This window comes from Actinomadura sp. 3N407, assembly GCF_052245875.1.
Lineage (GTDB): Bacteria > Actinomycetota > Actinomycetes > Streptosporangiales > Streptosporangiaceae > Spirillospora.
This window is the reverse complement of sequence record NZ_JBQQBP010000021.1, coordinates 103,491-115,784: the sequence shown is the minus strand read 5'-3', so window position 1 is coordinate 115,784 and position 12,294 is coordinate 103,491. Positions and strand designations below refer to the sequence as shown.

Sequence of the window (12,294 nt, the reverse complement as noted above, 5' to 3'; positions counted from 1 at the left end):
ACCTTCGTCAGGCGCCGCGCAGGACGGCGCCGGTGCGGTCGGACGCGGACGCCACGGCGGCGGCGCGGGCCTGCGACGCCTCCTCCGCGGTGAGCGTACGGTCCGAGGCGCGGAACCGCAGTGAGTAGGCCAGGGACTTGCGGCCCTCGCCCACCTGCTCGCCGGTGTAGACGTCGAACAGCCGGATCGCCTCCAGCAGGTCGCCGGCGCCGTCGCGCAGCGCCGCCTCCACCTCGGCGGCGGGCACGGCGGAGTCGACGGTCAGCGCGACGTCCTGGGTGGCGACCGGGTAGCTCGACACGTGCGGCGCGCGGACGGCCACCGGGTCGCCCAGGCGGCGAAGCTCCAGCTCCATCGCGCACGAGCGCGCCGGCAGCCCGTACGCCTTGGTGACCCGCGGGTGCAGCTCACCCGCGTGCCCGACGAGCGTGCCGCCCGCGTAGAGCGCGGCGCAGCGGCCCGGATGCCACGGCGCGTGCCGGTCGGCCGCGGCCGTCAGCTCGACGCCGACCTCGCGGGCCACCGTGCGGGCCGCCTCGATCGCGTCCGCCCACAGCGCCGGGCGGCCCTCACCCCACCAGCCGGAGGGCTCGCGGTCGCCGGACAGGACGACGGCCACCCGGTGCGGCTGGTCGGGCAGCGCCGCCTCGAGACCCGCCAGCTCGCCGGCCGTCGGGCCGCGGTCCACCGCGAGGCGCGGCGCCCGGCCGGGCGCGTCCGGGTTCGGCCGGAACACCACGCCCAGCTCGAACAGACCGGCGTCGCCGAAGCCGCGTCCCACGTTGAGCGCCAGCGCCTTGAGCATGCCCGGCAGCAGCGTGGTGCGCAGCAGCGGCTCCTGCTCCGACATCGGGTTCGCGAGCCGCAGCGCACGGCGGCGGGCGTCGTCGGCGGGGAGCTGGAGGCCGTCCAGATCCTTCTCCGCGACGAACGGGAACGTCAGCGCCTCGACGTAGCCGGCGCCCGCGAGCGCGCGGCCCACCCGGCGGCGCAGCCGCTGCTGGACGGTCAGGCCCTTCCCCGCGACCGGGCGCGGCGCCCGGGCCGGGATGTCCTCGTACCCCTCCAGCCGGATGACCTCTTCGGCGAGGTCGTTCGGGTCGGTGAGGTCGGGACGCCAGGACGGCGGCGTCACCGTGAGCGTCTCGCCCCCTTCGACGGTGCAGCCGACCTGCTCCAGCCGCCGGACCACCGCGTCGCGCCCGTAGGTCACGCCCGCGACCCGGTCGGGGTGGCCGGCGGCCATCGTGACGGTGACCGGCTCGACCGGCGCCTCGGCGTGCGTGACGCCCGGGACGATCTCCGCGCCGCCCAGCTCGGCCAGCATCCGGGCCGCGCGGTAGGAGGCGTACAGCGGAAGCTCGCGGTCGACGCCGCGCTCGAACCGGTAGGACGCCTCGCTGTGCAGCCGGTGCCGGCGGCTCATCCGGGCGGTGCCGATGTCGTCGAAATGCGCGGCCTCGATGACCATGTCGGACGACCGCTCGCCGATCTCGGTGGCGAGCCCGCCCATCGTGCCGGCCATCGAGATCGGCCCCGACTCGTCGGTGATGAGGATGTCCTCGGGGTCCAGGGTCCGCTTGACGTGGTCGAGCGTCTCCAGCTTCTCGCCGGGCGCGGCGCGCCGCACCACGATCGGGCCGGTGAGCGCGCCCCGGTCGAAGGCGTGCAGCGGCTGACCGAGTTCCAGCATCAGGTAGTTGGTGACGTCCACGGCCAGCGACACCGGGCGCATCCCGGCGCGGTGCAGGCGGACCCGCATCCACAACGGGGTCTGCGCGTCCGGGTCGAAGCCGCGCACCTCCCGCAGCACGAACCGGTCGCACGCGGTGGCGTCGGCGATGCTCGCCGGGTACGCCTCACCGTTGCCGGGGGGCAGGTCCACGCCGGCGGGGTCCTTGAACGGGACGCCGTAGGCGGTGGCGGCCTCGCGGGCGATGCCGCGGATCGACAGCGCGTACCCGCGGTCGGGGGTGACGGCGATGTCCAGGACGTCGTCGCGCAGCCCGAGCAGCCCGATCGCGTCGGCGCCGACGGGCGTGTCCGGCGGCAGGACGAGAATGCCGGCGTGGTCGTCGCCGATGCCGAGTTCGCTGACCGAGCAGATCATGCCCTCGGACACCCTGCCGTAGGTCCTGCGGGCCCCGATCTCGAACCCGCCGGGCAGCACGCCGCCGGGGAGGATGACCACGACCCGGTCGCCGGCCGCGAAGTTGGTGGCGCCGCACACGATGTTCTGCGGCTCGCCGGTGCCGTTGGCCTCGCCGACGTCCACCCGGCAGAAGCGGATCGGCTTCTTGAAGCCGGTCAGCTCCTCGACCTCCAGGACCTCGCCGACGATGAGGGGGCCGGTGATGTCGGCGCCGGCCGGCTCGACGGTCTCGACCTCCAGGCCCGCGGCGATCAGCTCCGCGGCCAGCTCGCGGCCCGTGACGCCGGCCGGGAGCTCGACGTACTCGCGCAGCCAGGAAAGCGGGGCCCGCATCAGATCTCCGTCCCGAACGGGAGGGTGAACCTGACGTCGCCCTCCACCATGTCGTACATGTCCTCCACGCCGTGCCGGAACATCAGCGTCCGCTCGACGCCCAGCCCGAACGCCCAGCCGCTGTAGCGGTCCGGGTCGATGCCGCAGGCCACCAGCACCCGCGGGTTGACCATGCCGCAGCCGCCCAGCTCGATCCAGCCCTCGGAACTGCAGGTGCGGCACGCGCCGGCGCCCGGCTCGGCGGACGCGCCCCGGCACACGAAACACTGCATGTCGACCTCGGCCGACGGCTCGGTGAACGGGAAGTACGACGGCCGGAACCGGGTCTTCAGCCCCGCGCCGAACATCCCGGTGACGAAGGCGTCGATGCCGCCGCGCAGGTCGGCCATGGTCAGGCCCTCGTCGACGGCGAGGCCCTCGAGCTGGTGGAAGACGGGGCTGTGCGTGGCGTCCAGCTCGTCGGTGCGGAACGTGCGGCCCGGCACCACCACGTACACCGGCAGCTCACGCGACAGCAGCGCCCGGATCTGCACCGGCGAGGTGTGCGTCCGCAGCACCAGCCCGGTCTCCTCCGACCCGACGAAGAACGTGTCCTGCATGGTGCGGGCCGGGTGGTCGGGCTTGAAGTTGAGCGCGTCGAAGTTGAACCACTCCGCCTCGACCTCGGGCCCATCGGCGACCTCGAAGCCCATCGAGACGAAGACGTCGGCCATCCGCTCCTGCAGGGTGGTCAGCGGATGCCGGGCGCCGCGGGGGGCACGGTCCCACGGCAGCGTGACGTCAACGGTCTCCTCGACGAGGACGCGCTGGTCGCGTTCCTCCTCCAGTTCGGCCCGGCGCTCCTTCAGCGCCGTGGACACCGCTCCGCGCGCGGCGCCGATGCGCTTGCCGGCGTCGGCGCGGGCGGCGGGCGGCAGCGCGCCGATCTCACGGTTGGCGAGGGCCAGCGGGGAACGGTCCCCGGCGTGCGCCAGGCGGACCTGCTTCAGCGCGTCGAGGTCGGCGGCCGCGGCGATGGCCGCCAGCGCCTCGTCACGGGCCCGGTCCAGCTCTTCCGGCTGCAACGAGGACACCTCGACAGGGTCATAGGACTTATTGGGTGCAGACATGGTGGTGTGATCGACTCCGGTCGGCGTGGGACGCCCGCAGTCTAGTGCGCGGGCGATGAGGATCCGGAAAGCGTGCGCATGACGCGCTGGCCCTGTCGGGGCCCGGTGACGGCGGCCGTGCCGCGCGGCGAGCGCCGCGCTCAGGTGGCGTAGTCGGGGGCCCCTGCGGGCACGGTAAATCGGAACTCGGCGCCGCCGCCGGGCGCCCGCCGCACGGTGATCACGCCGCCGTGCGCCTCGACGAGGCCCTTGACGATGTAGAGCCCGAGGCCGGTGCCGCCGCGGCGGTTGCCGCCGGGGCCGCGCCAGAACTGCCGGAAGACGCGCTGGACGGCCTCGGGCGGGATGCCCTCGCCCTCGTCCCGCACCGACACGGCGGCTCCCTCCTTGTGCGCGTCCGGCTCCACCACGATGGTGACGGTTCCGGCCCCGTGGCGCACCGCATTTTCCACGAGGTTACCCAGGATCTGGTCCACCTTATCGGGGTCGAGCCACATCTCCGGCAGCTCGCCGCGGGCCTCGAAGCGGAACCGGTCCTCCGCATCACCGGCCGCGACCCGGCCCGCGATGACCTTGCGGACCTCCTCGGGCAGGTCGACGACCTGGCGGTGCATCTCCAGCCGGCCGGCCTCGATGCGGGACACGTCCAGCAGCTCGGTGATCAGCCGGGTGACGCGGTCGGCGTCGGCGTTGACGGTCTCCAGCATGACGCGCTTCTGGTCGTCGTTGAAGCGGTGCCATTTGGCCAGCAGCGTCGCCGTGAAGCCCTTGACGCTCGTCAGCGGGGAGCGCAGCTCGTGGGCGACCGTGGACACGAGGTCGGCGCGGTCGCGTTCCTGGCGGGCGCGGTGCAGCGCGTCGCGCAGGCACACCGTGAACCGCTGCACCCGGCCCTCGGCGTCCCGCCGGTACGCGGCGGTCACCAGCAGCTCCGAGCCGCCGGGCAGGAACAGCACGCGCTCGGGGTGGCGGGTGCGGGTGCGGAGGCCGTCGTAGGGGGCCAGGCACTTCCACCAGTCACGGCCCTCCGCGTCGTGCAGCGGGAGGACGTCGCGGAAGTCGCGGCCCAGGGCGGACGCGGCGGCGATCCCCGTCATCCGCGCCGCGGCGGCGTTGAACACCACCACCCGGGCGGCGTGGTCGGCGACCAGCATCCCGTCGGGCAGGTCGTCCGCCCAGATCTCCCCGGGGCCCGGCCCGGGCCCTCCCGAGGGCGCGCGCGCGGCCAGGCGAGGGGGTTCCTCTCCGCCCACAGCGGCCTCCAGAACACCGAAGAGAACGCGGCCTGTCGAGAAGAGACTCTAGCCGCAGTCGGGCACCTTACGGGACCCGGAAACCGCCCGGCGGCAAGGCATGTGTGGCCTTCGGGGGGTGTTCCGGAGCACCCGGAACGGGGTCTCACCAGCGGCTCGGGACCTCACCTGGACGTGGTGGGCTCGTCCAGCGCGGCGAGCGCGCCGCGCACGTCCGCGTGGACCTTGAACAGGCGGTGCAGGCCGGTGATGCGCAGCAGCCGCAGCTGGGCGGGACGCACGCCGGAGAGCACGATCTCACCGCCGGACGCCGCGATCTGGTTGTGCGCGGCGACCAGCGCGCCGAGCCCGGCCGCGTCGCAGAACGGGACGGCGGTGAAGTCGGCCAGCAGCCGGCGCGGCCCCGAGGCGTGCAGCTCGACGAGCCGCGCCCGCAGGGTGTCGGCCGTGCGCAGATCGATCTCGCCGCTCACGACGACCACGGCCGTGTCGCCGCGCACCCGGATGATCTCGACCTCCAGCCCGTCGCCGGCCTCGGGGATCCGGGCGCCGGGGAACTCGGGGGCCGCGGCGGGCGAGCGGGACCCGGTCGTCTGAGCGGCCGTCCGGCACCTCACCTCCGGCACGCGGCGGCCCGCCCTTCTGGCCGGCCTGCTCTCGTCGGTCATCACGTTCGCCCCCACTCTGCACGGCATGGTCGCCGCCCCTGGTCAACCCACTGATCACACCGTAGGCGCGGGGGCCGGCGGGACGAATCCCTCGCCGGACCTGTATCCCGTTCCTACCTGCGAACGAGCCCCGCGCGGCGGCGGGCCCCCTGCCCTCCGTCCACGCGCAGACCATCCTCGCAGCTCAGCGGCCGGAACGCGGCGCCTGAGGCGACCGATTGCGGCCATCCGATCACGGATCGCATTGAACCACCGCGACCGGTTTCACGTGCTTCACGTGCGGTCCGTCATGTCCTGCGCTGGGCGCGGGCCGAGGCGTACAGGCATACGGCCGCGGCCGTCGCCAGGTTCAGGCTCTCGGCGCGCCCGTGGATCGGCACCCGCACGACCTCGTCTACGTGGCCGAGGATCTCGTCCGGCAGCCCCCACGCCTCGTTCCCGAACACCCAGGCGGTGGGCCGCGCCAGCTGTCCCTCGTCGATCGCGTCGTCCAGGGTGCGGCCGCCCGCGCCGTCCGCGGCGAGGACGGCGAGCCCCGCGTCCTTCAACTCCGCGATCAGCGGCCCGAACCGGGGGCCGACGACGACCGGCAGGTGGAACAGGCTGCCCGCCGAAGCGCGCACGCACTTGCCGTTGTAGGGGTCGACGGACGCGTCGGTGAACACGACCGTCTCCGAACCGGCGGCGTCGGCGGTGCGCAGGACGGTCCCCGCGTTGCCGGGGTCGCGGACGTGCGCGAGGACGGTCACCAGCCGCGGACCGGCCTTCAGCGCCTCGCCCAGCGGGACGTCGACGAACCCGCAGACCGCCAGCAGCCCCTGCGGGGTGACGGTCTGGGCGAGTTCGGCCATGATCTCGCCGCTGACGCGCAGCACCGGCGCGCCGGCGCGCTCGGCGGCGAGCACCAGTTCGGGATGGCGGGCCTCGGCCTCGGCCGTGGTGAACAGCTCGGCGAGCCGGCCGGGGATCTCCAGCGCCTCCCGCACCGCCTGCGGCCCCTCGGCGAGGAACCGGTTCTCACGGCGGCGGAACGCGCGTTTGGCGAGCCGGCGAGCGGCCTTCACCCGTGGCGATCGGAGAGAGGTCAGCTCGCGGCCCGCCATATCGCTGTGATCGCCTGTTCGCCGGGGACCCGGCTCAGGCCGCCTCCGAGCCCTCGGCCGGAAGCGCGGCCTTGGCGACCTCGACCAGGGCGGCGAACGCCGCGGCGTCGTTGACGGCCAGCTCGGCGAGCATGCGGCGGTCGACCTCGATCTCCGCCGCCTTCAGCCCCTGGATGAATCGGTTGTAGGTGATGCCGTTGGCGCGGGCGGCGGCGTTGATCCGCTGGATCCACAGCCGGCGGAACTGGCCCTTTCGGTCCTTGCGGTCCCGGAACGCGTAGGTCATCGAGTGGAGCTGCTGCTCCTTGGCCTTGCGGTACAGGCGCGAACGCTGACCGCGGTAGCCGCTCGACCGCTCCAGGACGACCCGACGCTTCTTGGCGGCGTTGACCGCCCGCTTCACGCGTGCCACGTGATGAACTCCTTCGTGGGGGCCGAGGCCATGCCGACCTCGGCCGGTCGCTGATATGGCAGATCGAGCGCTACTTGCGCAGCAGCTTCTTGATGCTCTTGGCGTCGGCGTCGGCCACCACGGCCGGGCCGGAGAGCCGCCGGGTCCGCTTGGACGGCTTGTGCTCGAGCAGGTGGTTCTTGTTGGCGCGGCGGCGCATCACCTTGCCGGAGCCGGTCACCTTGAAGCGCTTCTTGGCACCGCTGTGCGTCTTGGTCTTCGGCATGGTCGCCGTCGTCTCCCTTTTCCCGGCCCACGTGCGGACAGCACGGGGCGCGCCTGATCGGCGCATCACACGGATGTTCCGCGGACGTGTCCATGGACGCGCCAGGTCAGGCCAAATGTACGTGCGCCGTGACCTCGCCCAGACGCGAGGTCGCGGAGTCGGGACCGCCGCGTGGCCGGTCCCGGGCGGCCGTCAGGCGGTGCTCTCCGCCTCCTGCCCGCGGGCCGTCTTCTTCTTGTGCGGACCGATCACCATGATCATGTTACGGCCGTCCTGCTTGGGCCGGGACTCGACGAAGCCGAGTTCCTCGACGTCGTCGGCGAGCCGCTGCAGCAGCCGGTAACCGAGCTCGGGACGGGACTGCTCACGGCCACGGAACATGATCGTGACCTTCACCTTGTCCCCGGCCTTCAGGAACCGCACCACGTGACCCTTCTTGGTCTCGTAGTCGTGCGGGTCGATCTTCGGGCGGAGCTTGATCTCCTTGATGACCGTGTGCGCCTGGTTCTTCCGCGCTTCACGCGCCTTCATCGCGGACTCGTACTTGAACTTGCCGTAGTCCATGAGCTTGGCGACGGGCGGACGCGCGGTGGGCGCCACCTCGACGAGGTCGAGGTCCGACTCACGCGCGAGTTCAAGGGCCTTGGCGATGGGCACTATGCCCACCTGTTCGCCGTTCGGGCCGACGAGCCGGACCTCGGGCACGCGAATGCGGTCGTTGATACGCGGTTCGGCGCTGATGGGACCTCCTTGGGGCCGTTCTCAAGTTCGTTGGACCGGTCGTACCCCGAGGCTTCCACAAGAAAAGCCCCGCACGACTCACGTACGGGGCCACCTTCGGTCTCCCTGACGGCCGGGCCGCCGGGGACGACGGCGATACGAGCGCCGCGCGCCCGTTCGCCGGACCGAGAACCCACCGACCTTGCGGCCGGTCAGGTGGGAGGTGGCCTCCGCTTGAGCGCCCGATGCGCACCACCGTCGTGGTCGCGCGCACAGGGCCGGTCGGCCACTAAGACTACCACCTGCGGGAGCCTGATGCGCCGTGCGGAACAGCCCCCGCCCGACGGTGATCGGAATGGGCCTGCGTGAGGTACGCCACTGTGTCAACAGCGCGAGAGGCCCGCCCATTCCCCGGGTTCCGGTGAGCCGTGCGAGTAGCGCGGGAGGCCGCAGTGGCGGATGTGGCCGGGCCGGGAAGGTGAGGGTCTTCTGGCCCGGCGGGCCTCTCGGCGTGGCGGTCCGGGCTTGTTACGGTGGAGCGGAGACGGCCCGGTGGGGCCGGCACAGGGAGGTAGTTCCCGCGATGCCCTCGGTCGAGGCCGGCGCGGCCGGCCCCCTCACCGCCTTGTCACCGATCAGGCTGGAGTTCGCCCAGAAGGCGTTCATCGTCTCCGGCGGACGCCTGCTGCTGGTCCGCAAGTCCGCCTCGGACCCGTTCCACCCGGGCCGCTGGGAGGTGCCCGGCGGCCGGCTGGAGGTGGCGGGCGACCTGGACCTGGACGACCACATCCGCCGGGAGGTCTGGGAGGAGGTCGGCCTCAAGATCGATCCGGGGCCGCCGTTCCATCTCTGGCAGTGGTTCATGCCGGACCGCGCGGCCCCCGCCCGGGGCGGGCGGAAGCAGGGCGGGCAGATACGCGTGGTGGCGGCGGCGCGCCGCTGCCGGCCGGTGACCGTGGACACGAGCCTGGAGAACCAGGACGCGAGCGACCACCTGGACGGCTGCGCCTGGGTGCCGCTCGACGAGATCCCCGGCTACGACCTCATCCCGAGCCTGCGTCCGGTGATGCGGGCGTTCCTGCTTCCGCCCCGCTGAGCGCGCCGCGACATGGCCCCGTCCCGATCGCCGGCGGAGTGGCCGGGTTTGGAGGGCGCGGACGAGCGCCGCTTCGGACTCCTCGTCATCGGGGACGTGGGGATCGAGGTCCGCGCATCGCTCCCGGACGTCCGTTTCACGGACCTGGACGCGGACCGCCTCTCCTACGCCCCGGCGCGGGCCATGGTCGCGGGGACGGCCGTCAACCTGGCCCGGTGCGCGGCGCGCTACTTCCGCCGGGTCGGTGTACTGGGCAAGGTCGGCGACGACGACTTCACGCAGGTGATCCGCGGGGAGCTGCGGCGGATCGGCGTGGACGACCATCTGCGCGTCGAGCCCGGCACGGCGAACGGCGTCGCGGTGATGCTGCGCGACCGGCCGTGCGGCGGCGTGCCCGGGTCGCGGCTCCTGGTCGTCGGGGACGATCCGCCGGGCCGCCGCCTCGCCGAGCGGGAGGTCCGCGCCGCGGCCGCGGGGATCGAGGGCGCGGACGTGCTGGTCACCGACGGGTACTCGCTGCTGTCGCCGGTCTCGCGGGCGGCGCTGCGCGCGGCGGCCCGGACGGCCCGCGCCGCGGGGACGCGGGTCGCGTTCGACCTCGTCCCGCACGACATCGACGCGCGGCTCCCTGCGGAGGCCGTGCTGCCGATGCTGACGCTGTCGGACCTCGTCATCTCCGAGGCCCCCACGCTGGCGCGGCTGCTGGGCCGCCCGGTACCGGCCGGCGGCCAGGGGGTACGGGAACTGCTGCCGGCGCTGGACCGCGCGGTGCCGGGGTGTCCGCTGTGGCTGCTGCGTTTCGGCGCCACGTCCCTTGAGCGGGTGCTGGCGTACCAGCGGGGAGGGCTGATGCTGGAGTACGCGACCGGATACGGGGACGGTGTGCAGCGGGCGGGGTTCGGCGACCTGCTGGCCGCGGCCGAGCTCTACTGGTGGCTGTCGGGACCGTGACCGTCCTCCGGGATTCCTTGCGCCAGGACGGCCGTGGCTCCGCGCAGGGCCTGGAGGGTGCGGAGGAACCGGCGTCTGCTGTGCGGCAGCCCGAACGTCTCCTGCCAGCGCCACGTCTCGCCGCGTCCGGCGGCGGTGACGGCCCAGCGCAGGAACTGGCTTCGTACGCCGTCACCCGGATGGACGGTCGCGATGCCGTCCTCCTCTATCAGGAGGTAGGAGCGGCCGGCGCGAAGGGACGCCCGGAGGGCGGCGTGGCCGGCGGGCGCCCCGGGAAGTCCCTGCGCTTCCACCACAGCGCGTACGCCGTGTGCTCCGGGAAGGAAGTGCCAGTGCGCGTGGTCGATGCACGCGCCTCCGCCCTGGGGGCCGGCCGGACCGTGTTCGAACAGCAGCAGCTCGCCGTTCCCGTACGCCTCGCGGTAGAGGCGGGCGACGCCGTCACGCCACGACAAGGCGCGTTCCCACATGTCCCGGCCGAACGCCCCGGCGCACTGGTGGTGTTCGCGGGTCACCAGCAGCACGTGTCCGTCCGTGAGCGGCGCCACGTCCGGCATCAGGAGGAAGTCGCCGTCGCGCGCGATGACGCCCGACTCCCCCGGAAGGTCGGCCATGCCGTTGAACCGGAACCGCAGAGGCGGGCACAGCACGCACTCATGACCGGGCTCGTCCCGCACCGTCGGCTCGGCCAAGCCTCCTCCAGCACCACGGACCGCTGACCGTTCTCCTTCCAAAATGCCCGGTGCCCGATACCGGTGATCTGTACGGCCACGGCCACAGACATGGAACCCACGGGGTACAAAGCATGGCCTGACGGGAACAAAGGGAGCAGAAGGCGACATCGTGAACCAGACACCTCCGCTCCCCGCACCGGCCCCCCGCGCCGACCGTCCCCGCCGTGCCGGCGTCCGGGGCACGCCCCCGCCCGCCGACGTCCCCGCCATCGACATGGCGGTGCTGCAGACCCGCCTGAACGAGTCGCTGGACGTCCTGCGCGACACCTACGCGCCCGCGCTCGGCTCCGGCGGCGGCTGGTACCACGAGCTGACCCGGCCCGAGCCTGGCACGACCGCGACGGCCCTCGGGCTGCTGGCGTTCGTGGAGGCGGGCCGCCCGTTCGAGTACTTCGACGACGGCCTCGCCTTCCTCGCCGCCCGGCAGACCACCTCCGGCGACGCGCTCCGGGACGGCGGCTGGGCCACCAAGACCAGCCTGGGCATGCCGGTGGTGGAGGCGACCGGCTGGATCGCGCGGTTCCTCGCCCGCGCCCGCTGCGACCTGCGCGACGACGCGCCCGACCTCAAACGCGCCTACCAGTGGCTGGTGCACAACCAGAATCCCGACGGAGGCTGGGGGTCGCTGCACGGCTGCCAGTCCCGGGTGTGGCTGACGTGCCTGGCGCTCCGCGCGCTCAGCCAGCTCAACCCCTACGACCCGGCGGTCGACCGGGGCGTGGAGTGGCTGACCGCGGACCGGACCGCGCACCGTCCCGGCTGGGGACCGACGCAGGCGTCCCGGCCCACCGTCACCCACACCGCGTTCGCGCTGGTGACGCTGGCCGAGGCGCGGCCGGACCTGACGACCGAGCGGCTGCTGGACGCCTACGACTGGCTGCTGGAACACCTCGACCCCGACGACGACCACACGTGGATCGAGACCTACGACGTCTCCCCGCACGGGGCCGGGTCCAAGCCGGTGTGGCGGCTCGCCCTCTGGCACCACGGCCTGCCGATCGCGCTCACCGCGCTGCTGCGGGACCCGCGCGGTCCGCACGGGCCGGCCGTCGCCCGCACGTTCCGGACACTGGTCCGCGGCGAGATCACCGACCCGCGCTGGAACGGCTACCCGGGCAGCGGGCGCACGTCGCTGTGGACGCTGTGGTGGCGGCTGGAGACGCTGATCGCGCTCGCCCGGCTCCCGCTCGCCGGGAACGCCGACGTGCTGCACTGGCTGCCGGACGCGACCGTCGTGCAGCGCGCCCACGCGCGGGAACGTCCGCTCGGGGCGCTGCTTCCGCACCGCCGGCTCATCGATCCGGTGGCGCTCGCGCGGCGCCACTGGGCGGCGCTGCTGCTGGGCCTGGTGTGCGCCGGCAGCGCGTTCGGCGTCGCCCTCGGCGCGTGGGGCTGGAAGGACTTCTGGCTGAGCGTGATCCTGCCCGTCATCCTCACCAGCATCGACGAGTCGGTGAAGCGGCGCCGCACCCCGCGCGGACCGCCGCCGGCCTGACCG

Annotated in this window: 12 protein-coding genes; 3 read left to right on the top strand and 9 right to left on the bottom strand. The window is 73.5% G+C overall.

From position 1 onward, the window contains the following. Nucleotides 1-7: 7 nt before the first annotated feature. From pheT to infC, 8 genes are all read right to left on the bottom strand, one after another. Nucleotides 8-2,485: a phenylalanine--tRNA ligase subunit beta gene (gene pheT / locus ACTWPP_RS37745; protein WP_443109230.1), complete on the bottom strand. Its 2,478-nt coding sequence runs from the start codon at nucleotides 2,483-2,485 to the stop codon at nucleotides 8-10. Continuing rightward, entirely contained in the window at nucleotides 2,485-3,594 is a 1,110-nt protein-coding gene (gene pheS / locus ACTWPP_RS37740) for a phenylalanine--tRNA ligase subunit alpha (RefSeq protein ID WP_443109229.1), read from the bottom strand. The genes pheT and pheS overlap by 1 nt, the downstream gene beginning before the upstream one ends. Nucleotides 3,595-3,734: 140 nt before the next feature. Next, nucleotides 3,735-4,847, bottom strand: a complete 1,113-nt coding sequence (locus ACTWPP_RS37735; RefSeq protein ID WP_443109228.1) for a sensor histidine kinase — start codon at nucleotides 4,845-4,847, stop codon at nucleotides 3,735-3,737. A gap of 164 nt (nucleotides 4,848-5,011) precedes the next feature. After that, nucleotides 5,012-5,515, bottom strand: a complete 504-nt coding sequence (locus ACTWPP_RS37730; RefSeq protein WP_443109227.1) for an STAS domain-containing protein — start codon at nucleotides 5,513-5,515, stop codon at nucleotides 5,012-5,014. Between the two features lie 287 nt (nucleotides 5,516-5,802). Beyond that, entirely contained in the window at nucleotides 5,803-6,618 is an 816-nt protein-coding gene (locus tag ACTWPP_RS37725; RefSeq protein WP_443109226.1) for a TrmH family RNA methyltransferase, read from the bottom strand. A gap of 34 nt (nucleotides 6,619-6,652) precedes the next feature. After that, nucleotides 6,653-7,030: a 50S ribosomal protein L20 gene (gene rplT / locus ACTWPP_RS37720; RefSeq protein WP_443109225.1), complete on the bottom strand. Its 378-nt coding sequence runs from the start codon at nucleotides 7,028-7,030 to the stop codon at nucleotides 6,653-6,655. A gap of 70 nt (nucleotides 7,031-7,100) precedes the next feature. Beyond that, complete coding sequence (rpmI, locus tag ACTWPP_RS37715) at nucleotides 7,101-7,295, bottom strand: 50S ribosomal protein L35 (protein ID WP_443109224.1); 195 nt, start codon at nucleotides 7,293-7,295, stop codon at nucleotides 7,101-7,103. A 192-nt stretch (nucleotides 7,296-7,487) separates the two neighbouring features. Continuing rightward, nucleotides 7,488-8,018 carry a translation initiation factor IF-3 gene (infC, locus tag ACTWPP_RS37710; protein WP_443109248.1) on the bottom strand — a complete coding sequence of 177 codons (531 nt, stop codon included), beginning with the start codon at nucleotides 8,016-8,018 and terminating at the stop codon, nucleotides 7,488-7,490. Nucleotides 8,019-8,598: 580 nt separating this feature from the next. On the opposite strand from infC, the gene ACTWPP_RS37705 reads away from it, so the two are divergent. Together ACTWPP_RS37705 and ACTWPP_RS37700 are read left to right on the top strand one after the other, a co-directional pair. Next, a complete protein-coding gene (locus ACTWPP_RS37705) occupies nucleotides 8,599-9,111 on the top strand; it encodes an NUDIX domain-containing protein (protein WP_443109223.1) in 513 nt (170 codons plus the stop codon). A gap of 12 nt (nucleotides 9,112-9,123) precedes the next feature. Then, nucleotides 9,124-10,062, top strand: coding sequence for a PfkB family carbohydrate kinase (locus ACTWPP_RS37700; RefSeq protein WP_443109222.1), 939 nt, complete (start codon nucleotides 9,124-9,126; stop codon nucleotides 10,060-10,062). On the opposite strand, the gene ACTWPP_RS37695 is transcribed toward ACTWPP_RS37700, so the two are convergent. Beyond that, entirely contained in the window at nucleotides 10,038-10,754 is a 717-nt protein-coding gene (locus tag ACTWPP_RS37695; protein ID WP_443109221.1) for a hypothetical protein, read from the bottom strand. The two genes, ACTWPP_RS37700 and ACTWPP_RS37695, sit on opposite strands and share 25 nt — an antisense overlap. A gap of 151 nt (nucleotides 10,755-10,905) precedes the next feature. Between ACTWPP_RS37695 and ACTWPP_RS37690 the strand changes: the two genes are divergently transcribed. After that, entirely contained in the window at nucleotides 10,906-12,291 is a 1,386-nt protein-coding gene (locus ACTWPP_RS37690) for a prenyltransferase/squalene oxidase repeat-containing protein (protein WP_443109220.1), read from the top strand. Nucleotides 12,292-12,294 lie beyond the last annotated feature (3 nt).

What these genes read in the sequence shown, in the direction of transcription:
- pheT (WP_443109230.1), bottom strand. Translation starts at nt 2,485, where the DNA reads ATGCGGGCCCCGCTTTCCTGGCTGCGCGAGTACGTCGAGCTCCCGGCC.
- pheS (WP_443109229.1), bottom strand. Translation starts at nt 3,594, where the DNA reads ATGTCTGCACCCAATAAGTCCTATGACCCTGTCGAGGTGTCCTCGTTG.
- ACTWPP_RS37730 (WP_443109227.1), bottom strand. Translation starts at nt 5,515, where the DNA reads ATGACCGACGAGAGCAGGCCGGCCAGAAGGGCGGGCCGCCGCGTGCCG.
- ACTWPP_RS37725 (WP_443109226.1), bottom strand. Translation starts at nt 6,618, where the DNA reads ATGGCGGGCCGCGAGCTGACCTCTCTCCGATCGCCACGGGTGAAGGCC.
- rpmI (WP_443109224.1), bottom strand. Translation starts at nt 7,295, where the DNA reads ATGCCGAAGACCAAGACGCACAGCGGTGCCAAGAAGCGCTTCAAGGTG.
- ACTWPP_RS37705 (WP_443109223.1), top strand. Translation starts at nt 8,599, where the DNA reads ATGCCCTCGGTCGAGGCCGGCGCGGCCGGCCCCCTCACCGCCTTGTCA.
- ACTWPP_RS37700 (WP_443109222.1), top strand. Translation starts at nt 9,124, where the DNA reads ATGGCCCCGTCCCGATCGCCGGCGGAGTGGCCGGGTTTGGAGGGCGCG.